Below are 24,610 nucleotides of genomic sequence, written 5' to 3' on the forward strand. Positions count from 1 at the left end.
ACGCCGACGGCACGGCCCGGGCTTCCTCCGTCAGCAGGGCGAGCTCACTGTCGTCCATGACACGCTCACCGAGGTAGGCGATGCCGACGACGCCTCTGATCTCCCCCTCCGCATCGTGGACCGGGATCGCCACGGCAGCGTTGGCATCCACCGCTCTGGCCCCCGGGCGGACATCGCCCGTGCTGTCGGTCTTCAAGTTGCAGGTGGACACCGGCGCATCGCGCTCGAAAGCCAGCCCCGCCATGCCCTTGCCCTTCGGCACACTGCGCACGACCTCGACCACGGGTGGGGGGATGTTCACGGCGGCGAGCAGGATCATGTCGTCGCCCTGCCGCATATGAACGGTACCGGCGACCCCACCGTGGGCCGCGATCCATTGCTGGAGCCAGGCTTCAGTCCTGTCTGCTGCTTCGTCCATGATCAGAGCGTGTCAGCAGCACGCAACACCGCCAAGCGACGGCGAGTTGAACAGCCCAGCCCGGCACACGCCAGTATTTACGCCGCAAACCCCACATTCGTCACGTACTCGTACTGCCCCCACTGCGACCCCAGGTCCACGATCTGATCGACCCACGCGTCGTCGAGCGCGCCCGTGTCGCCCGTCGACCAGGCCTGAACGATCCGGTCCCAGCGGCGGATGTTGAGGCTGCGGTACTCCAGGACGCGCTGGCGGGGGCGAGGGACCTGGGACTGGTTGAGGGGGTGCAGCTCGACGCGGGTGCCGCCGCGGGAGTTGAGGCGGCGCAGCAGGTGCTGGGCGACGTTGTGGCGGCGCACGGTGCGGTACGCGTCCTCGATGCGCTGCAGGTTCCGCGCGGTGGGGCGCTGCCTGCCGTCGAGCCAGGCCTTCAGGGTGCGGTCGGTGACGGTGAGGCCGGCGGCCCGGGCGGCGGCGCGGGCGTGGTCGGTACGGGTCAGATAGTGCAGCCGGGCGAGGAGGCCCCGGCGGGAGTCCACCGGCGAGACGATGAACCCGGCGAGGTCGTCGAGGCGCCGGAACACGGCCTCGCTGCCGCGTACGCCGCGCGCGCCGTACTTGCCGAACTCAAGGGTGTGCTCAGGCATCCGGGAGCTCCTCGGTCAGCCCTGCTGCGTCGTCGGACCCCACCGTGTACACGTCCTTGACCTTCACTTCCAGGACCCCCCGCCCCTCGTCGAACACCCGCCGCCAGTCGCCGGTGACGTGGAGTTCGTCGGTGCCCATGACCCGTACGACGGACAGGCCCTGCTCGTGGGCCCGGTGGGCCTTCATCCAGAGGTTGGCGAAGGCCTGGGAGCGGATGAGGTGCATCCAGTCCGGGCGGTACAGCTCCCGGTTGTAGTTGGACTCTCCCATCGTGGACACGAACTTGGCGTACATGGCCTTCACATACTCGACGGTCGTCTCGTCGTCCGCCTGGATCGCCTGCTCGCGGGCGTCACGCAGGGCGGTGCGGAACTTCTCCAGGAGGTTCTCGGTCGCGCCGGACGTGAACGACTCGTGGATCTCGGGCGGTTCGCACAGCCCGTACTTGGGACCGGCGAGGCGGAGCAGCAGCCGCAGGGTCGGTTCGGTGACCCAGAGCGGGCCGGGCTCGTCGCGGTTGCCGAGGGGGTTGGGCAGGTACGGGTCGTGGTGCCAGTCGGGCGGCGTGATGAGGTGGACACCGGCGCGGCGCCGGTCGTGGCCGAAGCCGCTGGAGTGTTCCAGCTGGCCGATCGGCAGATGCGTCTTGAGGGCCGACAGGTAGGCGCCGTTGATGTCGAGCGCGGTCACCTCGTGCGCGCCGGGCGGCAGTTCGGGCCGGGTCCACTTGGGCCGGGCCTCCCAGATGCTGTCGCTGCCGCGGGAGCTCTGCTTGCGCAGGATGTCCGGCACCCATGGGTGCGCGATCACGTCGTACCGCCCGCCGGTCCGGCAGGCGTCGAGCAGGGCCATCGCGTCCGGGATGGCCCGCCGTACGAGCTGCGCGGTCGCCGCCTCGACGTCCCCCTGGTGCTCGGCGAGCGCCTGCTCCACGGCCCGCCCGATCAACGCGGCCTCGGGGGCGGACTGTCCGGGGGGCCGGCTGCGGACGGGGGTAGGGGTGGGGGTGCGTGCGGGGGCGGTGCGGGTCGGGGCCGGGGTCTTCGTCTTCGGCAGAGGCTCGGGTTCAGGTTCAGGTTCAGGTTGAGCTTCAGGCGCGGGTCGTACGGGCTCGGGCTCGGGTTCCTGCGGCGCCGCCGCGCGCGCGCACTCCTGCGGGTCGAGGTGCTGCGGGAAGCCCTCGATCTCCTCTGTCGCCGGGCCGCCGCAGAGCACGCAGGGGCGGGGCTGCGGTGACCTGTCCGCGAGCTTCGTACGGGCCGCGTCCAGGAAGTACGCGTACTGGCCGCGCACCTCCCCCGCCGGGTCGCGGCCGTTCTCCCAGCCGCCGACCGTGGACGGGCCGACGCCGAGGGCCGCGGCGACCTGCGCGCGGGACAGGCCGAGGCTCTCGCGCAGGGTTCGGCGTTGCTCGACGGGCGGCAGCGGTTCCGGCTCGACGGCGGCGGCGAGCAGCGCGTCGACGGCCTCGTACCCGGGGTTTCGCTTCGGGTCGCTCATGCCGGGACCCCCTGCCCGCGGCCGCGCGGGCGGGTGCGCGGGAGTCGGGCGCGGGCGCGCTCGGGGCCGGCGAGGAGGTCAAGTACGCCGATGCCGAAGTGGGCGGCGAGCCGGTCGCAGTCGTCGAGCGTCCAGGCGGCGCGGCCGGTCTGGCGGCGGGAGACCTGGGTCTGGTCGACACCGAGGGCGAGCGCGATGTCGGACTGGGTCTGGCCGGTGGCCCGCATCAGCGCGGTGACGCTGGCGCGGAGGCGTTCGGAGGTGTGCGAGCTGTCCATGACCTTCGCATCGTACCGCTCGGAGATGCGCATTCCGCATAGCTGCCGGGGGGGCGGGGCGGGCCCGGGGATTCCCCTGGGGCGGGCCCGAGGATTCCCGGGGATTTACCACTCCCCCACCAGGCGGTGAAACGGCCGCCCCGGGCGCCGTTTTACCGCGGTAAATCGACGCCCCGCAGCGGCAATTGGGACATATAGCAGCCAAACGCCCGCCGTGGAGGGGTCCCGGCGGGCGCGGGCGGCGGTTCAGAGCGGAAGCGTTATGCCCAGCTCCTGCATGGCCGAGGAGGGCGGGCCGCCCTCGGAGCGCTCCGTCTTGTAGCCCTTGACGCCGGGCGCGAGGGTGCGCGGGTCGACCGCCTCGGCGGGCGCGCCCGTCGCGTACAGGCCGCTGGGCTCGGTGTCGCGGTCGTGCGGAAGGAGCCAGAACACGCGGCGCCGGAACGTGCCGGACGAGCGGGACGCCTTGGCGCCGGGGCCGAGGAGCGCATACCCGACCATGCGGCCGTCGCGGTGGTAGGCCGGCTTGCCCTTGCGGGTGGGCAGGCGGTCGAGGCTCTGCCGTACGTAGTCCAGCGCCGTGGCGTTTTCGAGCCAGACGATCTCCGTCTCCTCGCGGATCTCGTCCTCGGTGATGAGGGCGCTCATGCTGTCCTACCTTCTCGTGCCAGGTCCGGAACCTCGTGCGGGATGCCACGGGCCGGATACCCATCGGGGCGCCCGGACAAGACTCTCGGGCTCGCCGCCGGGCACGGCGTCTGGCTCATCTGGCTTGATCCCATCATCAGGCATCCTCCCCATCGGCCAGGAGTCCGATACCCGGGTAGTACTTGCGCTGGTTCGAAAGGATCATCTGCTTGGGCGATTCGAGCCCGATGGTCTCGCGTACGCGAGCTGCGAAGGAGCGGGACGTCATGGCCGGCGCCCCCTCATTCTGGCACCAGCTCTTGTACGCGGCATACAGCCGTGCCTGTTCTGCCCGCTGGTCGGGGTGGATGCTGCAGGCCTCGCTGAGAAAACGGCCGGTATGGTCCTCCGTCTCCGCGTACGCGGTGGTCGCGATGCGGACACGCTCCGGGCCGGTGAGGTCCTTGTCGCCGCCGAGGTAGCGACGGGCGCCCTCGATCAGCCAGTTGAGGATGCCGGGGCCTTCCTCGGTGACCAGGATGTCGGCCAGGTTGTCGATCTTGCGGTCGTCGGGGACGGTCCGCTCGAAGGGGATGAGCCGCATCCGGCGCCAGAACGCGAAGCCGCCGGTGCCGACTTCGGGGCGGTGGTTGCCGAGCAGCCAGAGCTTGTGGGTGGGTTCGAAGCTGAAGAAGTCCTGCCGCATCCGGCGGGCCTTGATCCGGTCGCCGCCGGTGAGCAGCTTCACGCGCGCCTCGTCGAACCGGTCCCCCGGCTTGACCTCGCTGCACACGATGACGCGGCGGCCGTGCAGTTCGGCCAGGTCGGTGGGGTGGCCCTCGTACGGGCGGGCCATCAGGAAGCCGGGCGGCGCGGCGTCGGCGTAGTCCCCGAGGAGCTTCATCAGGACGTCGAGGAGCACGGACTTGCCGTTCTTGCCGACGCCGAAGAGGAACGGCATGACCTGGCCGCCGACGTCCCCGGTGACGGAGTAGCCGAGCAGCAGGTGCAGGAAGCCGATCATCTCGGTGCCCTCGGCGTTACCGCCGAAGGTGTCCTGGAGGAAGCGGTTCCAGCGCGGGGTGGCCATCTGCCGGGGCCCGATGGTGGTCGACCGCGAGTGGAAGTCCTTGTTCGGGTCGGGCGCCCGCACCAGGCCGGTGCGCAGGTCGACGATGCCGGCCGGGGTGCACAGGACGTACGGATCGGCGTCCAGGCGGGAGGCGTTGAGGACCATGCCGGGCGCGGACTTGGCCTGCAGCAGCATGGCGTTCATGCCGGAGGTGCTGAGCGCGCGCCTGCGGTGCTTCTGCAGGTCCGAGGAGGTGTGCAGGCCCCGTGGGTCGCTGGCGGCGATGGACTCGGCGAGGTCCCCCGCCGCCCACATGACGGTGTCGTCGTCGTCGATCTGCCAGCGGGTGCTGTCCCAGCGGTACCAGCCGAGCCCCGGCACGTGCCGGTAGTCGGTCGCGTACAGCTTCACGAACAGCTTGGCGTTGCCGCGGTCGGTGAGGGTGTCGGGGACGAGCCCGCCGGCCGTGGTCAGGGAACCGGCGGGGTTGTCCGGCGGTGGGCTCTCACCTGCCTGGGACGGGACGGGGCTCCCGGTGGAGCGGGCCAGGATCTGCGCGGCTACGGCCTCGGCGTCGAAGTCGAAGAGGGCGTTGTTCTGATCCTGGTGCGGGGACGGCGTCACGAACTGCTCCCGGGTTCCAGGGGACGACGCAGCCCGGCGCTCATGCCACTGCGGATGATCTGTTCGGCCCGGCGGGTCTGCCCAGGCCTGGCCTGCTCGGCGGCCTGCAGCAGGACGTGTTCGGCCTCGGCCTGGCCGAGGTGGCCTGCGGCGACGAGCCCTCCCAGGGTGTACGCGGCGCGGTTGAGCTTCTCCGAGAACGCGGCGCCCTCGGGTGTCTTGGCGCACTCGGTGACTTCGGTGAGGACCGTCAGGAGCGTCCTGGTGGCCTTCCCGCTGCGCCCGCCCGCGGCGAGCACGGCCTGCCGGGCGCGCGGCGGAACGGGCCGGGGCGCGGGAACGGCCGGGAGGTGCCCGGTGCGTTCGAGCTCCTGCGCCAGCCAGGAGGGCAGCGGCGCGGGTTCGCGTACGGGCCCTACGGGCGTGTACGCGCCGTCGGCCGTCGTGGTGCCGGGCGTGACGATGTACCCCCCGTGGGCGCGGACGTCGACCTGCCAGGCGAGGGCGCGGCGGGTGCTGGCGCCGGTGGAGCACTGCCAGGCGCGGCCGTCGACCGCCCGGTACCAGACGTGCAGCCCGCCCGACGGGGTGCGCACCCGCAGCGTGCTCTCGTCCTCGGAGGGGCTGACGACGCCGCGCAGCGCGGCGAGCACGGCCAGGGTGTGGTAGCCGTTCGCCAGGCCCATCAGGTCGACCTCGTCCGGGATGTGAATGCCCGGCAGGAGACGGTCCCGGCTCGGCACGGGCTGTTGATGCGCGTCGACATCGATGACGACGAGGCCCGCGGGGCCGCAGGAGACCCCGACGCCCATTGCAGGGGCACTCCCCCACCAGGTCTCGATCCTGGAGTTGTCCAGCGTCGCCGAGTGGAACCCGTGGCACCACCGTCCTTCCGCCCGGCACCCGCAGTCCCGGTGGGTGTGCCCGGGCCTCCGGCAGGACTCGCAGTTGGCGGCCGGCACCTTGCGCCCGGCGGCCAACGGAAAGACGGGCCAGCCCCGGCTGGCGCACCACCGGGCCGTGGCCAGGGGTGCAGCGACCGAACGCGCAGAGCTGGACTGCCGTGAGTCGCTGCGTGAAAACCGCAGCTCAGCAGGCATTTTAGTTCCCCCATCAGCGACCGAAGCGACTCAACGACGAACATAGATTAGCGAAGTTCGGGCAACTGGTGGGGCTGCTGTGGATAAAGCCCGAACAGCGTGTCGATCCCTCATGCCTACCTTGCGGGCCCTCAGCTACCCAACAGCGACTGAAGGTTGGGGGCAGCGACTGAAGGCCTTTCAGTCGCTGTCCTCGGTCGCTGACAAAACCGCAGGTCACAGCCTTGCAACTCCAAAAACAGCGACTGAAGCGACTCAGCGACTGTATATATGAGCTCTACGCGCAGGCGCGCACACGCGCTTTGCTCTTCATATATAGGGACCTTGAGTCGCTTCAGTCGCTGTTTCTGTTGACCAACCGCCTCTGACCTGCGGTTTTGCCCGAGCGACTGAGAGCGACTCAACAGTCGCTCGGTCGCTGGTCTTCAGTCGCTGGGGGTCTTCGGTCGCTGCCCGGCCCTTCCGGCAGCGACCGAAGAGCGACTCAGGAAAGTCCGAAGTACAGCTACTGAAGCGACCGAAGCGACCCGAGCGACCGAAGCGACCAACTCACGGGCAACCTTTTGGCCTTGCCATGCGTCAGGGGTCAACCTTGGATCTGGGTCGCTTCGGTCGCTTCAGTAGCTCCGGGCACGCGGCAGCTCCGGGCACGCCGCGCAGCTCCAGGCACGCCCCCGTTCCAGGCCCCCTCCGCGGGCAGAAGCGCTGAGCGGCGATCTGAGGGGCTAACGGGCCCTCTGTGGCCTTCACCTCCGGCGACCCGCCGCCAGAGCCCTCAGCCCGCGCACAGGGCGTTCAACGGGCCTCTGGGGTACGGGAGATGGGCCGTCGGAGAAAAAGGGAGCGGCCGCCCGGCCTCCGAGTGGAAGCCGGGCGGCCGCTCCTGCTGCTGGCGGGGGCTCAGGGGCTCAGGGGCTCAGGAGCCCTGCAGGTCTTCCCGCATCAGCTTGTGCAGCGACTGAAGGTCCTCGGGCGTCATCCAGTGCTTGATGGTCCGGAACACCGTCTCCGGGTTCCGCCACGGGATGGCGCCCACCGTCGCGATGTCCGGCAGCGGCTCGGGCCGTTCCGCCGCAGCGGGCTGACGCGCGGGTACGGAGACGCCGTACTCCCCCGCCTGGACGGGAGCCGGAGCGGCAGCCGGAGCCGTCGCCGGAGCAGCCGGCGCCATCGCCGTAGCCGGACCGCTGCTGACCGGGGCCGGCGGCTGGGCAGGCTCCGGCCCCGGGGCGGGCGTTCGAGGCCGGTCGGGCTGTTCCTCCACAGAACCCTGGGCGGGCTCCCGTACGGCCTCGGCCTCGGCCTCGACCTCGGCCTCGGGCATGACCCGGTACTCCCCCACCGGCTCCCCCGCGGACTCGTCCTTCGTACGTCGCGGGCGCGGGGCGGCGAGCACGGCGGCGCGGCGGTCGAGCTCGGCCTGCCAGGCGTCGGCCTGCTCCTCCTGCGGGAGCCCCGCGATGTCCCGGCCGATGCGGATGGACACCTCCCCCGAGCTCACCAACTGCTGGAGCTCCGGGGTGAGCCGCAGCAGCTTGCGCTGGTTGCTGACCCACGGGCTGGACTTGCCGTAGTGCCTGGCGACCCTGTCGGCGCCGCCGAGCTCGACCACCATCGTCTCGATGCCGAAGGCCCGCTCGATCGGGTCCAGGTCCTCACGGTCGTTGTTCTCCGCGAGCACCGCGTCCAGGAACTCGGCCCGGGAGTTGGCGATCTCCTCGTGGTGCACCACGTCCAGGGTCGGACGGCCCACGAGCTGCGACGCCCGGAAGCGCCGCTCGCCGTTGGCGATGATGTACGGGACGTCCCCGATCCGCTCGGACTCCTCCGGCCACAGCTTCAGATATCCGGCGCGCGAGACGACCACCGCCGGCTGGAGCTGCTTCTGCTTCAGCTTCAGGCCGAACTCCCGCAGCTGCTCCTCCGTACCGAAGTTGCGGCGCGGGTTGAACCGCGTCGGGATCAGCTTCGCCAGCGGCAGGGCGAGCAGCAGCAGGTCGCTGCGGCCGGGAACGTCGTCGACCTTGGCCCCGGCGAGAGAAGCGAGACTGGTCCTTCGTCCCATCAGGAGCGACCTCCGTAACCGAATTCGAGAGCCAGGCGGAAGAAGTCCTCGCGGGCTTCCATCGCGACGCGGTTCTTCGGGTACTGCGTGACGACCTTGCCCTCCACCGAGGCCCGGGTGTGGACCTTGTACCGGCGGATGACGGCCTCGGCACGCGGCCAGCCCTGCGCGTCGATGTACGCCTTCGTGTCCTCCAGGTCGGCCGTGCCGTCGCGCGGGTCCCAGTTGTTCACGGTGACCTTGAAGGGCAGGCCCGTCGGCTCGATGACCTTCTGGATGGTGCGCGCGGTCGGGTCGAAGGCGAGGCCTTCCGGCGGCATGGGGACGATCACGTCATGCGCGTACTTGAGCGCTTCCAGGAGCAGGTTCTCGTCCTGGAGGCTGCCCGGGGTGTCGATGAAGACGTGCTGCAGTCCCTTGTCCTGGCCCTTCAGGGTGTCCGAGACGATCGCGCCGAGGTTGAGGGTCGTGGTCGTCTTGCCGACGCCGCCCTTCTGGTTGGCGACGACGTGGACCTGGGCGCCGGTGTCCTTGAGGACGGCGAGGTTCTCCGGAGTCTCGTGCTCCTGGGAGAAGTCGAAGGGCAGGTCGTTGATCCGGTTCGCCCACCAGACCGTGGAGGCCTGGGGGTCGATGGACACGACGTAGACAGAAGCTGGCATGTGATGCTCCGTTTGCTTCCCGTGGGTTCCGGTACTTCGGGCGGGAGCATCATCGCAGACACGGCACGCTTCACCGGTCGGGCGCCGGGCGTTTTGCCCTGATGAGTAGGGGAGTGGGGGGCTGCAGATGGGGGGCGGGGCGATTTACCGCGGTAAAACGTGGGGGAGTACGGGCTCCTGACGCAGCGCCGGAAGCACGGGTTCCGCTTTACCGCGGTAAAACGCGCGTGCCGGGAGCCCTGCCGGAGCAGGCGCTGCCGAAGGGCTTCGCCGTGTGTGCGAGGGCGGCGGCGGGCCGCGGAGCGGGGTGACTTTACCGCGGTAAAACGAGCCCGGAGCCCGGAGCCCGGAGCCTGAGCTGGAGCCCAGAACCCGGAGGGCTGGCCGGACGGGCGCCCGGACTTTACCGCGGTAAACCGAGCCGGAGTCCGGAGTCGAGCCGGAGCCGGAGCCGGTGCCCAGTACCCGGAGGGCGGGGCCTCGGGTACGGGCGCCCGGACTTTACCGCGGTAAACCGAGAACGGAGATGCTGCCTCCGCTTTACCGCGGTAAACCGAAACCGGATGCTGCCTCCGTATTTACCGCGGTAAAAACGGAGGCGGAGGGGTGTCGGCTGCTGCTGCGGGGCGGGGCGATTTACCGCGGTAAAAAACGCTCGCCGGTCGGACCGGACCAACGCTGCGGCACGCCGGGGGAGGAGCCGGAGTTGTCGGGCTGGTCGAGACGTACGCACTCCGTGCCCCGGACTCGGAGTGCGTACGTGGAACTTCTCGGCCAGTGCGTCGATGCTCGGGGCGAAGAGCCGGGCGCGGAGCAGGAGGCTGCCGGGCAGCCGGAGCGCTGAAGGACCAGGGGGAGTGGCCCCTCGCGCCCCCACGCCATGCTCTCGTGCCGTCCGGGGGACCTCGCAACTACGTGACGAATCAAGCCAGTTGAGGCCAAGGGCGTGGTCAGACCCGCCCCGGATTCCCTACGCTCGTGCGCAGCGCGGTGCCGGGGTGCGCTCCCCCGTCGTACCCCGGCACCGCGCCCCAGCGGGCCGGGCCTGGGCCGGGCAGCCGTCGACGCGGGGCGGCCGGACCCCCGTCCCAGCCGCCCCGCACCCACGGGTTCTTCAGGCGCCGCCGGCCCCGCCGGTCGCCGCCCCGCCGTGCACGCCGCTCGCCCGCGCGATGCCGTCGAGCGCCGCGGACTCCTCGTCGATGCCCGCGAGCAGTCCGTCCAGGGTCGCCGCGAACTGCCGCGACCACGACGGGTCGCGCAGCGCCGCGGGCCCGACCAAGGTCCAGGTCCGCAGCATCTCGTTGCGCACCAACGGAGTGAAATGAGCCCGGTCCACCTCGCCGACCGGCAGCCGCGCCCCGTACCCGCCCTGCCGGGCCACACTCCGCAACACCCGCAGGAGCAGGGCGAACTGAGGCTGCGGCAGGGTCTCGCGGAGCTCCTCGACGTGGCGCAGCACCCTCAGCCGGGCCGCGTCGGCGGCCGGACTCACACCGCTCCGACGCAGGTCGCACCCGCACCCGCACGCAGCAGCGCGGCGGCACCCAGCAGCCAGGCCGAGCCCCGCCGCCGGGCCGCGGCACCCGGGGCGAAGGCCCCGGCAGGGGACGGCGGAATCCGGTGCCGGCCGGTGACGTCTGCGAGCGACACGTAGTACTCCGTCCCGTCGAAAAGCCGGTGTGAAAAGCTGGCGGCCGCCCGCCCGTCCATCCACCTCAGCTGTGGTGGTGCTGGAAAACTATGGTTTCGGCGGGGAAATAGTCAACTGGCGTTGATGGCACCGGTGGGGGAGCCGGTGGGGGAGCCGGAACGGAACGGGCCGGACACAGAACGGGGAGATACGGCAACCATGCCAGCGAGCGACCAGAATCCGGGGGCGTGCGGCGAACCGACCCTCGCCGCACGGCTCAACCACCTCTTCGAGGTGATCCACCCCGCCGGCCGCAGCCGGCCCTACAGCAACGACGAGGTCGCCGCGCTCCTGCAGGAGCAGGGCGGACCCACGGTCTCCGGAACCTATCTGTGGCAGCTGCGCACCGGCCGCCGCGACAACCCGACGAAACGTCACCTCGAAGCCCTCGCCGACTTCTTCGGCGTACCGGTGGCGTACTTCTTCGACGACGACGTCGCCCGCCGCGTCGGCTCCGACCTGGAGACGCTGCTGCGGATGCGCGAGGCGGGCGTGCAGAGCGTGGCGCTGCGGGCGGTCGGGCTCTCGGCGAAGTCGATGGACGCGGTGCTCGCGATGATCGACCGCGTGCGCGAGCTGGAGGGCCTGCCCCCGGGACCCGGGCCCGAGCGGTGAGGCCCTTCCGCCACCCGGGCCGCGATCCGGGCCCCGAGGCGATCCTCCGCAGCTGCCGCGAGTTCGTGCGCGGCCTCGGCCTGCCCGCCGTCGCCGGGGTCCGCGACCTCGTGCCGTACGTCGAGCAGCGCACCGGGCGCGCCCTGCGCCTGGAGCCCGCCGAAGTCGCCGCGTCCGAGTCGGTGCCCTGCGGCATGTGGCTCGCCACCCGCGACACCCACTACGTGTTCTACGACCCCCGTACCAGCCGCTCCCACCAGGACCACATCATCGCCCACGAGTTCGGACACATACTCAAGGAGCACCGCGGCGGCCCCGCCCTGCGCGACAAGGACGCCGGTGCGCTCATCACCCACATCGACCCGGCCGTCGTACGAGCCGTCCTCGGCCGCACGGACTACGCCGAGCACGACGAACGCGAGGCCGAGCTCATCGGCTCCTGCCTCCAGGCCCACACCCGCCGGCACGCCCCGCACGCCGACACCGACGTGCGCCCCGCCCCCGGTGCCGACGCCGCCCGCGTCGCCCGCACCCTGCTGCGCCACCGCGGCGAAGGCCGGGAGGGACGACGGTGAAGGACCTGCTCCACCCGCTCGGCCTGGTCCTCGCGAGCACCGGCTTCCTGCTGCTCCTGCGCGACCTGCGCCGGGACCGCCGCGACCGTGCCCTCATCGCCCTGAGCGTCGCCTACCTCGCCTCCGCGCTGAGTTACGCGATCTCGCTGACCCCGGTGTGGGTGCGCGTCGACGCGTTCTTCGGCGTCACCAACATCGCCGTGCCGCTCGCGCAGTCCTGCGTGATCGGCGTGCTCGTCGCCCAGGCCGTCGTCCTCGTCCACTGGGCGGTGCCGGACGCCCGCCGCGCGCGGCTGCGCACCCGGCTGCTCGTCCTCGCCGGCGCCGCCGTCATCGCGGCCCTCGGTGTGCTGTTCACGCTGCTCACCCCGGCCGAGCAGCGGCCCGCCGACTTCACCCTGTACTACGTCCACGACCCCTACTACCAGGCGTACCTGACGCTCTACATCACCACGTACACCGTCGCCGAGACCGTCCTCGCCGTCGGCTGCGCCCGCCAGGCCCGCCAGGCCGCCTCCCCGTGGATCGCCCGCGGCCTGCGCACCATCAGCGTCGGCGCGGTGATCACCCTCGGCTACTCGGCGATCCGCATCTCCTCGGTCCTCGGCGCGGTCTTCGGCTTCGACGTACGGGAGTTGGAGCCGTACGCCTGGATCTGCGGGGACATCGGGGCGGCCGTGACGCAGGTCGGCTACTTCCTGCCGACGGTCGCCGCGCGCGCCGCCGAGACCCGCGCCTGGGCGCGCGAACACCTCGCGTACCGGCGGCTCGGGCCCCTGTGGGCCGCCCTGCACCGCGCGGTTCCGTCGATCGCGCTGCTGCCCCCGCCCCGCCAGCTGACCGAACTGCTGCGGCTGCGCGGCATCGGCTTCCACGTCTACCGGCGCACCGTCGAGATCCGCGACGCCCAGATCGAACTCCGCCCCTACCTCGACCCGTCCGCCCGCGAGCAGGCCGAACTCCGCCGCACCGCCCAGGGGTTGAGCGACCCGGACCTCGCCGCCGCCGTCACCGCCGACCAGCTGCGCGACGCGCTCGTACGGCAGCGCCGCGGCGCCCGCGTCGACGAGCCCGCCGGGTGGGCCGACGCCCGGCTGCCCAGCCGTACCGCCGACGAGGAGACCCGGCTGCTGCTGCGCGTCGCCGCCCACTTCAGCCCACCGCCCGTGCACCCCGCTGCCTCCGCTGCTTCCGCTGTCAAGGACCAGGACCCCACCGGAGCCCGTACGTGACCAGCCGCTCCCGCCGTTCCTTCCTCGCCCTGACCACCGGGCTCACCACGAGCCTGGCCGCGTCCCTGACCGACCCGGCCACCGCGACCGCCGCCCCCTACCGCCAGAAGGTCCCCAAGCCCGTGCGCACCCCCCTGCACCTCGCCCCCGCCCGCGAACAGCTCGACGCGCTGCGGCGGCGGAAGATCTCCAGCCGCGAACTCCTCGGCCTCCTCCTCGACCACCACGGGCGCGTCAACCCCGACGTGAACGCGGTCGTCACCCTCGACGCCGAGCGCGCCCGCGAGACGGCCCGCGCGGCCGACGACCACCTCGCCCGCACCGGCGAACCGCTCGGCCCGCTGCACGGCCTCCCGATGACCGTCAAGGACGCCTTCGAGACCGCGGGGCTCCGTACCACCTGCGGCAGCCGCGAGCTCGCCGACCACGTGCCGGAGAAGGACGCGGACGCCGTGGCCAGGCTGCGCGCCGCCGGGGCCGTCCTCTTCGGCAAGACCAACACCCCGGCCAACTGCCAGGACATCCAGACCTCCAACGAACTCTTCGGCACCACCCGCAACCCGTACGACCCCGAGCGCACCGCGGGCGGCTCCTCCGGCGGGCCCGCCGCGGCCGTCGCGAGCGGGCTCACGGCCCTGGAGGTCGGCAGCGACCTGGCGGGCTCGCTGCGCCTTCCCGCGCACTACTGCGGCGTGCACGCCCTGCGCCCTAGCCACGGCATCGTCGCCACCCGCGGGCACATCCCGCGCCCGCCCGGCTGGCTCACCAGCGGCGACATGCTCACCCCGGGCCCGCTCGCCCGCACCGCCGACGACCTGGCGCTACTCCTCGACGTCCTCGCGGGCCCGGCACCGACCGACGCGCCCGCCTGGCGCCTGGAGCTGCCCGAGCCGCGCAGCCGTACGCTCGACGGCCTGCGGATCGGCGTGTGGGCGGACGACCCGTACTGCCGTGTCGACGCAGAGACCCGCGAACTCCTCGCCCGCGTCACGGAGTTGCTGGCCGCCGAGGACGCCCGCACGGACACCACGGCCCGCCCGGTGGACCTGGCCGACTCGGACCGGCTGTTCCAGACCCTGATGTACGCGACGGGCACCGCGTCGGCCTCCGACGCGGCGTTCCAGGGCGAGGTCGACGCGGCCGGGAAGCTCGACGACGACGACCACAGCCCCGGCGCGTTCTTCCTGCGCTCGCGCACCCAGCGGCACCGCGACTGGCTGCGCGCGAACGAGGAGCGCGAGAAGCTCACCCGCACCTGGGCCCGGTACTTCGACGACCACGACGTCCTCATCACGCCGTCCGCGCCGACCGCGGCCGTCCCCGACCTGACCTCGGTGCCGGTCCCGCAGCGCCGCATCACCGTCGACGGCGCCGAGCGCCCGTACTTCGACCAGACGGCCTGGGCCAACCTCACCAGCCACGTGCGGCTGCCCGCGGCCACGGTCCCCGTCGGGCGAACCGCGTCCGGGCTCCCGCTCTCCGTCCAGGTGGTCGGCCCCTACCTGGCGGACCGGACCGTCCTCGCGGTGGCCGGGGAGCTGTCCCGGCTGCTGCCGGGGCCTGGCGCCCCTGAGGGTCCGTAGGGCCCGAGGGACCCTTCCGTCGCCGCGGTGTACGTGGCTGGCGGAGCGGACAGGGGCACCATCCGGGCGTGCGGGAGCCGCAACGCGCCCCCGCACCCGAGTTCCGTCACGGTTCGATCGCCATACCCGCCCCGCCCTTCAGGCACTGCCGCAGTGAATCCGGTATTTGCTGCGGCAGAGCACGAGGCTGCTTGACTCTCCCATGAAGGGAGAGTCGAAAGTGGAGCACATGCGCAGGGACGACGTGTCGCGGTCTACGTGGAGCATCGGGGCCGTGGCGCGGCAGACCGGGCTGCCGGTGAAGGTGGTCAGGCACTGGTCGGATGTGGGCGTCGTGGCACCGGTCGGCCGGACCGCCGGCGGCTACCGCCGCTACGACACCGCCGGCGTGGCCCGGCTGCACCTGGCCCGCACTCTGCGGGACCTGGGGCTGGGGCTGGGTGAAATCCGGGCCGCCCTGGATCGCGAAGACGGGCTCACAGAGGTGGCGGCCGCACACGTCGAGGCTCTGGAGGCCCAGATCCGCCGCCTGCGGACCCATCAGGCAGTCCTGCGCACTGTCACACGTCGCACTACCCATGAAGGACTTGCCCTGATGACCCGTCATGCCCGCATGTCTCCCGACGAACGTCGCAAGCTGGTCCACGACTTCCTCACCGACACGCTCGGCGATCTGGATGTGCCCCACTTCCGCGAGGGGCTCCTCGCGGCCGGCTCCGACCTTCCGGAAGATCCCACCGATGAGCAGGTTGAAGCCTGGCTGGAACTGGGCGAGTTGGTCGCCGACGGGGAGCTGCGTCCCGCCATGCGGCGCATCGCGGAGTACGCCGCCCGTCATGGGCAGGGAGCGCAGGACTCCGCCGTGGCGGAGGAGATGCGCGCACTCACGGACGCCTGGACGGCACGTGTCCGCACGGCGATGCAGGCCGGCACCGCGGCAGACTCCCCGGCTGCCGACCAAGTCGTCGCGGACATCGTCGCGGCATGGCTGCCCAGCCGCGCGAACACCGCCCCCGCGGTGACTTCCGACGGCGCCGAGGCACGCAAACTCCTGACCGAGCAGCTCACCACCGCGGCCGAGCCCGCCGTCGAGCGCTTCTGGCAACTGCTGTGCGTTCTCGGCGGCTGCCCCGCACCCGCCGGGATCGCCGAGGAAGGACAGTGGCTTGCCACCGCACTGCGTGCCAACCCCGGGCCCGGCGCGCGCAACACCCGGCTCGAAGCCCTCTACACGGACGACACCGACCCCTGGCCTGGCGGTGTCCTGGACGCGTTCACGCGCGTCCAGGACACCGTCGCCGAGATCGTGCGCGCAACGGCGCCGGACCAGTTCGGCCTGCCGACTCCCTGCACAGACTGGACCGTACGGGATCTGCTCGACCACATGGTGTGGGAGAACCTCATCTGGGGCGGCCTGGCTCAGGGCACGCCCCCCACCGACGGCCACACCGAGAACCACCTTGGCGACAACCACATCGCGGCCTTCGAGACCGCCGCCTCCCAGGCTCGTGATGCCTTCCGACAGCCGGGCATGCTGGACCGCTCCTTCGGCCCCGCCCCCGGCCGTCGCGTGGTCGAGCAACTCCTCGTCGAATTGCTCGTGCATGGCTGGGACCTCGCGACCGCGCTCGGCCGCGACTGCGACCTGGAGCCCGACATCGCGCGCGCCGCCCTGCCGGTCGTCCGGGAGATCTACGGGGACCTGCCCCGCACCGCCGGCGGATCCTTCGCCCCAGCGCAGTCCGCACCCGAGCACGCCCCGGCCCTTGACCGTGCAGCTGCCTTCCTCGGCCGCCGCATCCCGCACTGACCGGCGTCCACGGGTCGGCCGGCCCGGCGCCTTCGTGGGCGGGCCGTAGGCTACCGGGGACGACAACGGGGGAGGGGCCGCACATGGCCGGCACGGGGATCGGGATCTATCTGGCGCACCCGCGCCCGGGCAGCTTCAACCACGCGCTCGCCGAGGCCGTCGCGGACGAACTGCGCGAGCGGGGCTGCCGGGTGACGGTGTACGACCTGTACGCGGAGGGCTTCGACCCGCTGCTGCCCGCGGACGGCACCGGCACGGTCGAGGCGGCCCCGGAGGCGGGCGACGGGCTGGTACGGCACCACCGGCGCGAGGTCGCGCGGCACGACGCGCTGGTGTTCGTGCACCCCAACTGGTGGGGCATGCCGCCCGCCGTACTCACCGGCTGGGTGCAGCGGGTCCTCGCGCCGGGTGTCGCGTACAAACTGGGCACCGCCGACGGCGAACCCGCAGGCCTCCTCAAGGCCCGCCGCGCCCTGGTCCTCAACACCTCCGACACGCCCGCCGAGCGCGAGGAGCACGAGTTCGGCGATCCGCTGCAGCGCGTCTGGGCGGCGTGCGTCCTGCCGTACGTGGGTGTTGACGAGGTCCGCCGGCAGGTGTTCCGCACGGTCACGGACTCCTCGGCCGGGCAGCGGGAGACCTGGCTGCGGCAGGCCCGGCAGGCGGCGGCCGAACTGGACGATGGCACGGGCTGAGTCAGCCCTGGCCCCAGTGCGGCTCCGCCGACCGCGGCACCGTCAGATTGCGGGCCCGGTACTCGGCGACCAGCTGGTCGTACACCGGCGTCCCGCTCGGCCCACCGTGCGGCGGGGGAGGCGGAGGGGGAGGCGGAGGAAAGGGCGGGGGCGGGGGCGCCGGGTTTTCGGGGCGGGACCGCCCCACGGCGCCCACGCGCTGCCAGCGCCCCGCCGACGGACGGGGCACGGCCGCCGAAACGCCGTCCGCGGGGCTGGAGTTCATGGCGGGGGACCGGTGCGCCTCAGGAGAGGTACGTGCCCGCGGCGGGCGTCGCCTGCAGCGTCGGCGTCAGCAGCGCCAGCTCCGGCACGTCCGCCGCGGGCAGCCCCAGCGGGCCCTCGCCGGGCTGCGTCAGCGGCGCGTTCAGGCCGAGGCCGGGGGAGAGCGCCTCTACCGGCGACTCCACCGACTCGACCCCGACCCCGGCCAGCTGCTCCTGGGTCAGCGGATCGGTGACGGGCACGTCAAGCACGGTCTCCGGCAGCGCGCTGTGCACCGGCAGCTGCGGCAGCACGTCCTGGCCCACGAGCCGCCCCTCGCCCCGCTCCGCCGCCACCGGCGCCCCGGGCTTCAGCAGCGGCACCCCCGCCCGCACGTCGGGCACCTCGACGGGAAGCGCGGTCTCCAGGCCCTCCAGCGGCACCGGCACGGGCACCGAGTCCGCCGCAGCGGCAGGAGCCACGGCGGCCGCCGACGCCAGGCACGTCATGAGTACGGAGAGTCCCGCACGGCTGGTCAACTTCACGGTGTCCACCTTCGAAAGAGCAACGGATACGTCCCCCTGCGCCCCCGTAACAAGAACAACGAGCCGCGGCGCCGAACCCCACGGCTTGTCCCCTGGGCGCAGCAACCACCGCACCCCCGGGGGACCGCTCAGCGCAGCTTGCCGACAGGCAGCAGACAGTGCGCGGCGGACTGCAGCACGGCCTCATCACCGACGTACGCACTCAGCGCCTCCGCCGACACCGGCTGCCCCGGAGCCGCCTCGGGCCAGGCCCGCGTACTGAGCACGAAGTGCACATCGGCGCCCTGCGCCACCGCGTCCAGCCACTCCGGCGGGGCCACGCACTGGGCGTTCATGTTCTGCAGGCTGAGTACCGCCTGGCCGCCCTCCACGAGCAGCCGCACGGGGAAGCCGGGGCGCGACCCGTCCGCCATGCCCCCGTCGAGCGGCAGCGACAGGCTCCGCGCGAGCGCGGCGACAGCGGCCTCGTTCTCCGCGGTGCCGTTCGCCCCGTCGCCGAGGGTGTACGCGAGGAGGTAGGGCGTCGAGTGGTCCTCCTCGGGCGCTCCGATCCAGGCCAGGATGGACAGGGTGCCGAGGCTGAACTGGTTGCCGCTGGAGGCGGTTTGGGTATCGACCATGGTTCGGCACCCTAACGGCGTGATACCGGTACGAGCCCCGCGTTTCACCCGTTCAGGGGAGAGCACGCGGAGGCCCGCCCACCGGCGCACACACGGCGCGGACCCAACCCCCGCCCGTACGCCGTGAATTCCCCGCGGAAATGCCGCCGCGCGCTCCACGGGAAGAGTGAATCCTCCGCACGCGCCCGTACCGACGGGTGACCGGGAGCGTTTCCGGCAGCTGTTCGCGTGATACGCACAACGGCACCGGAAATCCCACTCGCTGAAAGAGAGTTGGTCGCCATGTACGCAAGAACCGCCACGGGAATTGCCGCCCTGGCCGTACTCCTCGGAGCCGGCACAGCCACGTCCGCGCCCGGTTACGACATCGCCGTGAATACCCGTGCCGTCATCGCGGGCGACCATACGGTCACGACTTCCGGAACGTACCGCTGCACGGGTTCCTCCGGTCTTTCGCCGGTATTCGTCACCGCGTCCGTGCGGCAGGGCTCCCTGTCCATCTCGGGCGACTCGCAGGAAGCGGTGTGCGACGGCGAGCTGCACGACTGGCAGCTGAAGGCCAGGGGCTTCCGTGACTTCCACCTCGAACCCGGGGCGGCCACGGTGCAGGGCCACCTCGTGCAGATCAGGCCCCGCTCGGGCCTGATCCCCATCGAGACGAACTTCCTCGCCGCCGCCGAGCAGCAGGTCGAACTGGTCCCGCAGGGCTGACCGGGCTGTCCCGGCCGGCCCGCCCGGCCCGGCCTGCTCGCGGCGGCTTCACTCGCAACTGCCGCCTGCCGCGGTCATGGACAGGAAGACCGTGCTGCAGCCGGGTGTGTCGCCGACGGGTGTCTGCGGCCTCGCCTGCGCGGAGGCGCAGACACCCGCAAACACGGAGGCGAACAACACGACGGCCAGCACGCTGAACATCAAGCGCATCGAGACTCCTCGTGAAGGAACGCAGCCCAATCGTCCGGGTGCATCCCTCCGAGCATCTGCCTGGTTTCCGCAACCTTCAACCCGGTGCACATTCCCGGACACCGAGCGTGACGACCTGCGGAAAGCCCCTGGGATTCTTCGGGAAACGGACACGCGGTGTGACGGAATCGCAATTCGTTCCGCCGGTCGGCCGGGCAAGGGCCGGACAGAGGCCGGGGTGCCCTCCATTCGGAGGCTCGTCGGAATGTCGCACGAAATTCACCCACGACTGCGTGATTATGCGTGTCAGTGGGCGCGGCAGTTCCCGTGTACGGCCGCGTCATCGCCCCGACAGAAAGGCACGTAATGAAGATTGTGAAGGTCGGTGCAATGGCCGTGGCCAGCGCGGCGCTGCTCATCGGCGGCGCCGGTGCTGCCGTCGCCGACCCGGGTCCGGGCGCTTCCGCCACGGGCGTGGCCGTCGGTTCGCCGGGTGTGCTGAGCGGCAACGTCGTCCAGGTGCCGGTCGACCTGGGCCTCAACCTCTGCGGCAACTCCCTCAACGTGATCGCCCTGCTGAACCCCGCGGGCGGCAACGTCTGCGTCAACGGCTAGCAGCACCGCTCCGCCGCAGTTCCGGCGCAGCTCCGGCGCCGTGCCGATCCGTACCGCTGGTGTGCGGGGATCGGCACGGCGCTTTCGGGTGCGTGCCGGGTCCGGCGTTCGGGTGAACGAAGAGAACCAAAGGCGCCACCGGGGAGTTGGTCAGACTGCTGAACCAACGGCCATACACCCAGAAAAAAGGGACTCAAGTGATCAAGAAGATTCTGGCGACCGCCGCTGTCACGGCGTCCGTTCTCGGCACGGGTGCGGCCATGGCCCCCTCCGCGGTCGCCGACGACGACACCACGTCGCTGAGCGGCAACGGCGCCTCGCAGGTCTACGGCAACTCCGCCACGTACGGCGACATGAGCCCGCAGATGGCGCTCATCCAGGGCTCGCTCAACAAGCCGTGCATCGGCCTCCCCGCCAAGGCCAACGTCGGCTCCCTCGTGGGCGTCGTTCCGGTCTCGGTCCAGGACATCCCGATCCTGTCCAACAAGCAGAACCAGCAGTGCGTGGAGAACTCGACGCAGTCGAAGGGCGACGAGCCGCTGTCGAACCTGCTGCAGAACGTTCTCTCCGCCAACTGATCGCGGCGAGCGCTCCCTGCCCGGACATGTCCACGGACGTGTCCGGGCAGTCGCATGTCCGGCTGTCCGTAAGGGAGTTGGCGGATGCTGTGACGCATTCGGGTGAGAAACGCGGGATCACCGATTTCGCGGTTTCTTCTCCGCGCCGAAATCGTTGTTCCTGCTGCAGTGATGATCGTCTGCGGCCGTACGCGACCGTCGCGATACGTAGCGCAGCACTGTGGGAAGGGAACAATGAACAAGAAGGTTCTGACCGTCGTCGCCGGCGCCATGCTCGCCGTCGGAAGTGCCGCCCCGGCCATGGCCGACGCCGGTGCCCAGGGTGCGGCCACGCACTCTCCTGGCGTGCTCTCGGGCAACCTGATCCAGGTCCCCGTGCACGTGCCGGTCAACGCCTGCGGCAACACCGTCGACGTCATCGGTCTGCTGAACCCCACCTTCGGCAACACCTGCGTCAACAACTGACGTTCACGCAGCCGCAGCAGTACCGAGAACGGCCCCGGGAGCCTGTCGCCCCGGGGCCGTTCCGTGTTTTCGCGGGGCCTGAAAAGCGGTGCCGGAAACACGAGTTGGGGGCCCCGGAGGGGCCCCCAACGGTTCTGCAGTCTCCGGTGCGCCGTGCCGCGCAAGAAGGGGCACGATGGGCTCGACGGCGTGAGGAACGCCGGCGGCTGGGAGCCCGCACCGCTCAAGAAGGACCGCTGCATCAGTACACACCATGCCCGCCTTCCCGTGCGGGGGCCTTCACCCGTTTGCCGAGTCGAAAGTCCTTTCCGCATACGCCCGGTCGTGGAATTCCCCCGGCCGACCTCGGAATTGGGGTTTCCCGCCGCCGCGGGGCTCGTTGAACAGTACGAAGGTGGCGCCTGGTGTCGACGGGACACCTGCCGGACGCGAAGGCTCGCGTCACCGGAGAGCGCACCCCGAGAAAGGACTCGCAGTGAAGTACTCGAAGGCCGCCGCAGCTGTCGCCGGTTCCGTGATGGCACTCGGTACGGCCGCGCCGGCGCTCGCCGCCGACCATGCCACCGAGATGGCGCCGATGAGCCTGAACGGCGCCGTGGCGGACACGCTCTCCGGCGGCCTGAACCCGCAGCACCTGCAGGCCATGCAGGGCCTCCACAAGGGCGGCGACCCGCTGAAGCCGGTCACGGACGTGGCGGGCGGCGCGGCCTCGCTCCTGGGCGGCCTGCCGGCGGGCCTCGGGTAGTAACGCCGTTCAGATCAGGGGGAGTTGGCGAAGGGTGGTGGTCGCCCGGGCAGGGCGGCCACCACCCTTCGCCGTTGCGCGCAGGCGTGCTCGTACGTACGCAAAAGCAGGGCGGTGAGCACCTGGTCGGGTGTCGCCGCCCTGCTGTCGTACTGCGGGTACTGCGGGTACTGCGGGTACTGCGGGTACTGCTGAACGTCAGTTGTTGATGCAGGTGTTGCCGAAGGCCGGGTTCAGCAGGCCGATGACGTTCACGGTGTTGCCGCACGCGTTCACCGGCACGTGGACCGGGACCTGGACGACGTTGCCGGACCCGACGCCGGGCGAGCCGGTGGCGGCGCCGGTGGCGTCGGAGTCGGCGAACGCGCTTCCGGCGGAAGCACCGGCGGCGATCCCGGCGGCGGCCAGGACCAGGGCGGCCTTCTTGGCAGTCTTCATGGGGGTGCACCTTCTATTCGACTTACGGGCCCCGAGTACGGGCCCACGTAGATCGAAACGTGTCGGTGGCTACGACGACACGGGCCGCCGACGTGTTGACCCTTTTGGAGCAACGGCCTGGATTCCGACGGCACTTGGGGCGGACCCCCGGCCGGTGGAGCGGGGTGGTCCGCGGAGGAGTCGGCAGGGCCATCAGAGTGAAGAGGGAGAACCAAACGCGGCGATGCCGAGTTGGGCAGAGCGCTCCGATCGCGGGCATTCATGCGACACAAGGACGGAACATGCTCAAGAAGGTTATGGCCACTGCGGCCGTCACCATGTCGGTGGCGGGCCTGGGCGCTGGGATGGCCCCCTCCGCGTTCGCCGACGACGACACCACGTCGCTGAGCGGCAACGGCGCTTCGCAGACCTACGGCAACTCCGCCACCCACGGCAAGATGAGCCCGCAGCTCGGTCTGATCCAGGGCTCGCTCAACAAGCCGTGCGTCGGCCTGCCCGCCAAGGCCAACGTCGGCTCCCTCGTGGGCGTCGTTCCGGTTGCGGTCCAGGACATCCCGATCCTGTCCAACCCGCAGAACCAGCAGTGCGTGGAGAACTCGACGCAGGCCAAGGGCGACGAGCCGCTGTCGAACCTGCTGCAGAACGTGCTCTCGGCCAACATGAGCTGACATCACGGCAGTTGTGGTACGGAGAGCCCCGGCGCCTCGGCGCCGGGGCTCTCCGCTGTCCCGGGCCGGGAGGTGCGCGCCGGTTAGGTGTAGGTGTGCGCCCTGGCGGGTGCGTGTCCTGTTTGTGCCTGTGCTCGTTGAGCAGCACATGATCGAAGCAAAGCGCATTCTCGCCGCCGTCGCCCTCGCCGCCGGAGCCACCGGTCTCGCGGCCCCCATGGCCGCTGCCGCCGAAGGCCCGACGCCGCTGTCGGTCAACGGCACCATCGACGACGTGGCCACGAGCGCAGTGGCCCCCGAGCACCGCGACGAGGTCCCGTCGGTCTCCGGCCAGCTCGGCAAGCTCAACGAACTGCGCCGGGTCACCGACCAGGTGGCGCCGGTGACCAACCTGCTGACGTCCTGACGTTGCTCGTACGCGTACGAGCGGCGCATGAAGTGGCGCGGCCCCCCGAGCGGATCGGGGGGCCGCGCCACTTCATGCGTAAGGATGAACTTCTCAGCCGGTCCAGAAGTCCCACCAGCGGGTCAGGACCAGCATGCCGATGACGCCGGTGTGCAGGACCGGCGGCACCCAGGTGAACTCGTCGAAGAACGTGCGCAGGGCGCGGGGCGCCGGGAGCAGTTCGTGGCGGACGTTGTGGCCGGTCACGTACCAGAACATGACCAGCGTCGCCGTCCAGGCGAGGCAGCACCACAGGCACAGGGCGCTGATGTTGTACAGCGACTGGTACATCAGCCAGGTGCAGAAGGCGACGCCGAAGACCATGCCGGCGTTGAGGGTCAGCCAGTACCAGCGCGGGAACGCGGCGCCCGCCAGCAGGCTCACGCCGACGCACACCACGATCCCGTACGCGACCAGGCCGAGCATCGGGTTGGGGAAGCCGAAGACCGCCGCCTGGTCGCTCTCCATGACCGAGCCGCAGGACACCACCGGGTTGAGGCTGCACGCGGGCGTGAAGTCCGGGTCTTCCAGGAGCTTGAACTTGTCCAGCGTGATCACCCACGCCGCGAGCACGCCCGCCGCCCCGGTGACCACCAGGACGAGCGCCAACGCCCGGCTCGCGCCCAGGGACCGGGGAGACGGCACGCGCCGGTGCGGGTGGGGGATCGCGGCCTCGGCCGCCTTCGTCGTCAGTGTCATGGGCCGCACCGTCCTACGTGGCTTCGCGCTTGCAGAACGCATTTTGCACGGTTCGCGGGGGAGTGGGGTGAGTGCGGTGGGGTCGTACGGATGTGTGACGGTGTCAGGGTTCCGGGCGCGGGTGGGGGTGTGGTAACGCGCGCCCAATCCCGTGCATCGGGACTCCTCGGCGGCTGGGGCAGCGACATGACTCAGCCATTAAACAAACAGACTTGTTTGGTTGCCCGCGCTCTGCCGGATCCGCTTAACGCTGCGGCCTCGCGGGATGTTCGAGCAGTCCAGGGAAGTTCAAGAAAGTGACGGGGTTTCAGCCGAGTTCCGCTCCGCGTCTTGCCAGGAGAAACAGGCGTAGTTGTATGCTTCAGTGCGGATGTAACCCCCGTAACCGTCCATGCTCCTGTACTTGTGCGCCGCTCGCAGTGCCACGTACGCAGGTTGCAGCGAGGAAGAAA

Annotated in this window: 29 protein-coding genes; 13 read left to right on the plus strand and 16 right to left on the minus strand. The window is 71.2% G+C overall.

The window, feature by feature from the left end:
• From QIS99_RS29885 to QIS99_RS29935, 11 genes are all read right to left on the minus strand, one after another.
• Positions 1-418: GAF domain-containing protein (locus tag QIS99_RS29885; protein ID WP_282516852.1), on the minus strand; the 418-nt coding region annotated here is incomplete at its 3' end.
• A 77-nt stretch (positions 419-495) separates the two neighbouring features.
• Positions 496-1,065, minus strand: a complete 570-nt coding sequence (locus tag QIS99_RS29890; RefSeq protein WP_282516853.1) for a transcriptional regulator — start codon at positions 1,063-1,065, stop codon at positions 496-498.
• Entirely contained in the window at positions 1,058-2,566 is a 1,509-nt protein-coding gene (locus tag QIS99_RS29895) for a helix-turn-helix domain-containing protein (RefSeq protein WP_282516854.1), read from the minus strand. Before QIS99_RS29895 ends, QIS99_RS29890 begins: the two co-directional genes overlap by 8 nt.
• Entirely contained in the window at positions 2,563-2,844 is a 282-nt protein-coding gene (locus QIS99_RS29900; RefSeq protein ID WP_282516855.1) for a helix-turn-helix domain-containing protein, read from the minus strand. Before QIS99_RS29900 ends, QIS99_RS29895 begins: the two co-directional genes overlap by 4 nt.
• 246 nt (positions 2,845-3,090) lie before the next feature.
• Positions 3,091-3,492: a DUF6009 family protein gene (locus tag QIS99_RS29905; protein WP_282516856.1), complete on the minus strand. Its 402-nt coding sequence runs from the start codon at positions 3,490-3,492 to the stop codon at positions 3,091-3,093.
• Between the two features lie 136 nt (positions 3,493-3,628).
• Positions 3,629-5,167, minus strand: a complete 1,539-nt coding sequence (locus QIS99_RS29910; protein ID WP_282516857.1) for a DNA primase family protein — start codon at positions 5,165-5,167, stop codon at positions 3,629-3,631.
• On the minus strand, positions 5,164-6,267 hold the full coding sequence (locus tag QIS99_RS29915; RefSeq protein WP_282516858.1) for a bifunctional DNA primase/polymerase: 1,104 nt from the start codon (positions 6,265-6,267) through the stop codon (positions 5,164-5,166). The genes QIS99_RS29910 and QIS99_RS29915 overlap by 4 nt, the downstream gene beginning before the upstream one ends.
• 916 nt (positions 6,268-7,183) lie before the next feature.
• Complete coding sequence (locus QIS99_RS29920; protein ID WP_282516859.1) at positions 7,184-8,332, minus strand: ParB/RepB/Spo0J family partition protein; 1,149 nt, start codon at positions 8,330-8,332, stop codon at positions 7,184-7,186.
• Positions 8,332-8,994, minus strand: a complete 663-nt coding sequence (locus tag QIS99_RS29925) for a ParA family protein (RefSeq protein WP_282516860.1) — start codon at positions 8,992-8,994, stop codon at positions 8,332-8,334. The genes QIS99_RS29920 and QIS99_RS29925 overlap by 1 nt, the downstream gene beginning before the upstream one ends.
• A 1,114-nt stretch (positions 8,995-10,108) precedes the next feature.
• Positions 10,109-10,489 (minus strand): hypothetical protein, encoded by a 381-nt coding sequence (locus tag QIS99_RS29930; protein ID WP_282516861.1) that lies wholly within the window; start codon positions 10,487-10,489, stop codon positions 10,109-10,111.
• A complete protein-coding gene (locus QIS99_RS29935) occupies positions 10,486-10,647 on the minus strand; it encodes a hypothetical protein (RefSeq protein WP_282516862.1) in 162 nt (53 codons plus the stop codon). The genes QIS99_RS29930 and QIS99_RS29935 overlap by 4 nt, the downstream gene beginning before the upstream one ends.
• A gap of 199 nt (positions 10,648-10,846) precedes the next feature.
• On the opposite strand from QIS99_RS29935, the gene QIS99_RS29940 reads away from it, so the two are divergent.
• The 6 genes from QIS99_RS29940 (at position 10,847) to QIS99_RS29965 (ending at position 17,197) form a co-directional block, all read left to right on the plus strand.
• Complete coding sequence (locus tag QIS99_RS29940; RefSeq protein WP_282516863.1) at positions 10,847-11,302, plus strand: helix-turn-helix domain-containing protein; 456 nt, start codon at positions 10,847-10,849, stop codon at positions 11,300-11,302.
• On the plus strand, positions 11,299-11,877 hold the full coding sequence (locus QIS99_RS29945; protein WP_282516864.1) for a hypothetical protein: 579 nt from the start codon (positions 11,299-11,301) through the stop codon (positions 11,875-11,877). The genes QIS99_RS29940 and QIS99_RS29945 overlap by 4 nt, the downstream gene beginning before the upstream one ends.
• Positions 11,874-13,109 carry an MAB_1171c family putative transporter gene (locus QIS99_RS29950; RefSeq protein ID WP_282516865.1) on the plus strand — a complete coding sequence of 412 codons (1,236 nt, stop codon included), beginning with the start codon at positions 11,874-11,876 and terminating at the stop codon, positions 13,107-13,109. Before QIS99_RS29945 ends, QIS99_RS29950 begins: the two co-directional genes overlap by 4 nt.
• Entirely contained in the window at positions 13,106-14,692 is a 1,587-nt protein-coding gene (locus QIS99_RS29955) for an amidase (protein ID WP_282516866.1), read from the plus strand. Before QIS99_RS29950 ends, QIS99_RS29955 begins: the two co-directional genes overlap by 4 nt.
• Positions 14,693-14,966: 274 nt before the next feature.
• A complete protein-coding gene (locus tag QIS99_RS29960) occupies positions 14,967-16,502 on the plus strand; it encodes a TIGR03086 family metal-binding protein (RefSeq protein WP_282516867.1) in 1,536 nt (511 codons plus the stop codon).
• Positions 16,503-16,585: 83 nt separating this feature from the next.
• Positions 16,586-17,197, plus strand: a complete 612-nt coding sequence (locus QIS99_RS29965) for an NAD(P)H-dependent oxidoreductase (protein ID WP_282516868.1) — start codon at positions 16,586-16,588, stop codon at positions 17,195-17,197.
• A gap of 284 nt (positions 17,198-17,481) precedes the next feature.
• Here the strand turns inward: QIS99_RS29965 and QIS99_RS29970 are convergent, their stop codons facing one another.
• Both QIS99_RS29970 and QIS99_RS29975 read right to left on the minus strand, forming a co-directional pair.
• Positions 17,482-17,985: a hypothetical protein gene (locus tag QIS99_RS29970; RefSeq protein WP_282516870.1), complete on the minus strand. Its 504-nt coding sequence runs from the start codon at positions 17,983-17,985 to the stop codon at positions 17,482-17,484.
• 128 nt (positions 17,986-18,113) lie between these two features.
• Positions 18,114-18,605 (minus strand): DUF5949 family protein, encoded by a 492-nt coding sequence (locus tag QIS99_RS29975; RefSeq protein WP_282516871.1) that lies wholly within the window; start codon positions 18,603-18,605, stop codon positions 18,114-18,116.
• Between the two features lie 282 nt (positions 18,606-18,887).
• Here QIS99_RS29975 and QIS99_RS29980 point away from each other — a divergent pair, with 282 nt between their 5' ends.
• Complete coding sequence (locus QIS99_RS29980; RefSeq protein WP_282516872.1) at positions 18,888-19,316, plus strand: DUF6299 family protein; 429 nt, start codon at positions 18,888-18,890, stop codon at positions 19,314-19,316.
• A 48-nt stretch (positions 19,317-19,364) separates the two neighbouring features.
• Here QIS99_RS29980 and QIS99_RS29985 read toward each other — a convergent pair whose 3' ends face one another.
• Positions 19,365-19,526 carry a hypothetical protein gene (locus tag QIS99_RS29985; protein WP_282516873.1) on the minus strand — a complete coding sequence of 54 codons (162 nt, stop codon included), beginning with the start codon at positions 19,524-19,526 and terminating at the stop codon, positions 19,365-19,367.
• A 369-nt stretch (positions 19,527-19,895) separates the two neighbouring features.
• Here QIS99_RS29985 and QIS99_RS29990 point away from each other — a divergent pair, with 369 nt between their 5' ends.
• The 4 genes from QIS99_RS29990 to QIS99_RS30005 all read left to right on the plus strand — a co-directional run bounded on the left by QIS99_RS29990 (position 19,896) and on the right by QIS99_RS30005 (position 21,908).
• The gene (locus QIS99_RS29990; protein WP_349017336.1) at positions 19,896-20,120 is read left to right on the plus strand and encodes a chaplin; all 225 of its coding nucleotides are present in this window, start codon (positions 19,896-19,898) and stop codon (positions 20,118-20,120) included.
• Between the two features lie 197 nt (positions 20,121-20,317).
• Positions 20,318-20,698, plus strand: a complete 381-nt coding sequence (locus QIS99_RS29995) for a rodlin (protein ID WP_282516875.1) — start codon at positions 20,318-20,320, stop codon at positions 20,696-20,698.
• A gap of 234 nt (positions 20,699-20,932) precedes the next feature.
• The gene (locus tag QIS99_RS30000) at positions 20,933-21,163 is read left to right on the plus strand and encodes a chaplin (RefSeq protein ID WP_282516876.1); all 231 of its coding nucleotides are present in this window, start codon (positions 20,933-20,935) and stop codon (positions 21,161-21,163) included.
• A gap of 475 nt (positions 21,164-21,638) precedes the next feature.
• Positions 21,639-21,908 (plus strand): hypothetical protein, encoded by a 270-nt coding sequence (locus QIS99_RS30005; protein WP_282516878.1) that lies wholly within the window; start codon positions 21,639-21,641, stop codon positions 21,906-21,908.
• Between the two features lie 198 nt (positions 21,909-22,106).
• Here QIS99_RS30005 and QIS99_RS30010 read toward each other — a convergent pair whose 3' ends face one another.
• The gene (locus QIS99_RS30010) at positions 22,107-22,346 is read right to left on the minus strand and encodes a chaplin (protein ID WP_282516879.1); all 240 of its coding nucleotides are present in this window, start codon (positions 22,344-22,346) and stop codon (positions 22,107-22,109) included.
• 281 nt (positions 22,347-22,627) lie between these two features.
• On the opposite strand from QIS99_RS30010, the gene QIS99_RS30015 reads away from it, so the two are divergent.
• Complete coding sequence (locus tag QIS99_RS30015; protein ID WP_282516880.1) at positions 22,628-23,014, plus strand: rodlin; 387 nt, start codon at positions 22,628-22,630, stop codon at positions 23,012-23,014.
• Between the two features lie 148 nt (positions 23,015-23,162).
• Positions 23,163-23,420: a hypothetical protein gene (locus tag QIS99_RS30020; protein WP_282516881.1), complete on the plus strand. Its 258-nt coding sequence runs from the start codon at positions 23,163-23,165 to the stop codon at positions 23,418-23,420.
• Between the two features lie 93 nt (positions 23,421-23,513).
• Here QIS99_RS30020 and QIS99_RS30025 read toward each other — a convergent pair whose 3' ends face one another.
• Complete coding sequence (locus QIS99_RS30025) at positions 23,514-24,158, minus strand: vitamin K epoxide reductase family protein (RefSeq protein WP_282516882.1); 645 nt, start codon at positions 24,156-24,158, stop codon at positions 23,514-23,516.
• Between the last annotated feature and the right edge of the window lie 452 nt (positions 24,159-24,610).

Origin of the sequence: Streptomyces solicavernae (genome assembly GCF_029968095.1) — a bacterium.
In the GTDB taxonomy this organism is placed as follows: domain Bacteria; phylum Actinomycetota; class Actinomycetes; order Streptomycetales; family Streptomycetaceae; genus Streptomyces; species Streptomyces solicavernae.

Excerpts from the sequence above, each read along its gene's own strand:
- QIS99_RS29915 (WP_282516858.1), bottom strand. The coding sequence starts at position 6,267 with ATGCCTGCTGAGCTGCGGTTTTCACGCAGCGACTCACGGCAGTCCAGC.
- QIS99_RS30025 (WP_282516882.1), bottom strand. The coding sequence starts at position 24,158 with ATGACACTGACGACGAAGGCGGCCGAGGCCGCGATCCCCCACCCGCAC.
- QIS99_RS30020 (WP_282516881.1), top strand. The coding sequence starts at position 23,163 with ATGATCGAAGCAAAGCGCATTCTCGCCGCCGTCGCCCTCGCCGCCGGA.
- QIS99_RS29940 (WP_282516863.1), top strand. The coding sequence starts at position 10,847 with ATGCCAGCGAGCGACCAGAATCCGGGGGCGTGCGGCGAACCGACCCTC.
- QIS99_RS29975 (WP_282516871.1), bottom strand. The coding sequence starts at position 18,605 with ATGGTCGATACCCAAACCGCCTCCAGCGGCAACCAGTTCAGCCTCGGC.
- QIS99_RS29925 (WP_282516860.1), bottom strand. The coding sequence starts at position 8,994 with ATGCCAGCTTCTGTCTACGTCGTGTCCATCGACCCCCAGGCCTCCACG.
- QIS99_RS29900 (WP_282516855.1), bottom strand. The coding sequence starts at position 2,844 with ATGGACAGCTCGCACACCTCCGAACGCCTCCGCGCCAGCGTCACCGCG.
- QIS99_RS29890 (WP_282516853.1), bottom strand. The coding sequence starts at position 1,065 with ATGCCTGAGCACACCCTTGAGTTCGGCAAGTACGGCGCGCGCGGCGTA.
- QIS99_RS29905 (WP_282516856.1), bottom strand. The coding sequence starts at position 3,492 with ATGAGCGCCCTCATCACCGAGGACGAGATCCGCGAGGAGACGGAGATC.
- QIS99_RS29990 (WP_349017336.1), top strand. The coding sequence starts at position 19,896 with ATGGCCGTGGCCAGCGCGGCGCTGCTCATCGGCGGCGCCGGTGCTGCC.
- QIS99_RS29985 (WP_282516873.1), bottom strand. The coding sequence starts at position 19,526 with ATGCGCTTGATGTTCAGCGTGCTGGCCGTCGTGTTGTTCGCCTCCGTG.
- QIS99_RS30010 (WP_282516879.1), bottom strand. The coding sequence starts at position 22,346 with ATGAAGACTGCCAAGAAGGCCGCCCTGGTCCTGGCCGCCGCCGGGATC.
- QIS99_RS29980 (WP_282516872.1), top strand. The coding sequence starts at position 18,888 with ATGTACGCAAGAACCGCCACGGGAATTGCCGCCCTGGCCGTACTCCTC.
- QIS99_RS30015 (WP_282516880.1), top strand. The coding sequence starts at position 22,628 with ATGCTCAAGAAGGTTATGGCCACTGCGGCCGTCACCATGTCGGTGGCG.
- QIS99_RS29895 (WP_282516854.1), bottom strand. The coding sequence starts at position 2,566 with ATGAGCGACCCGAAGCGAAACCCCGGGTACGAGGCCGTCGACGCGCTG.
- QIS99_RS30000 (WP_282516876.1), top strand. The coding sequence starts at position 20,933 with ATGAACAAGAAGGTTCTGACCGTCGTCGCCGGCGCCATGCTCGCCGTC.
- QIS99_RS29920 (WP_282516859.1), bottom strand. The coding sequence starts at position 8,332 with ATGGGACGAAGGACCAGTCTCGCTTCTCTCGCCGGGGCCAAGGTCGAC.
- QIS99_RS29965 (WP_282516868.1), top strand. The coding sequence starts at position 16,586 with ATGGCCGGCACGGGGATCGGGATCTATCTGGCGCACCCGCGCCCGGGC.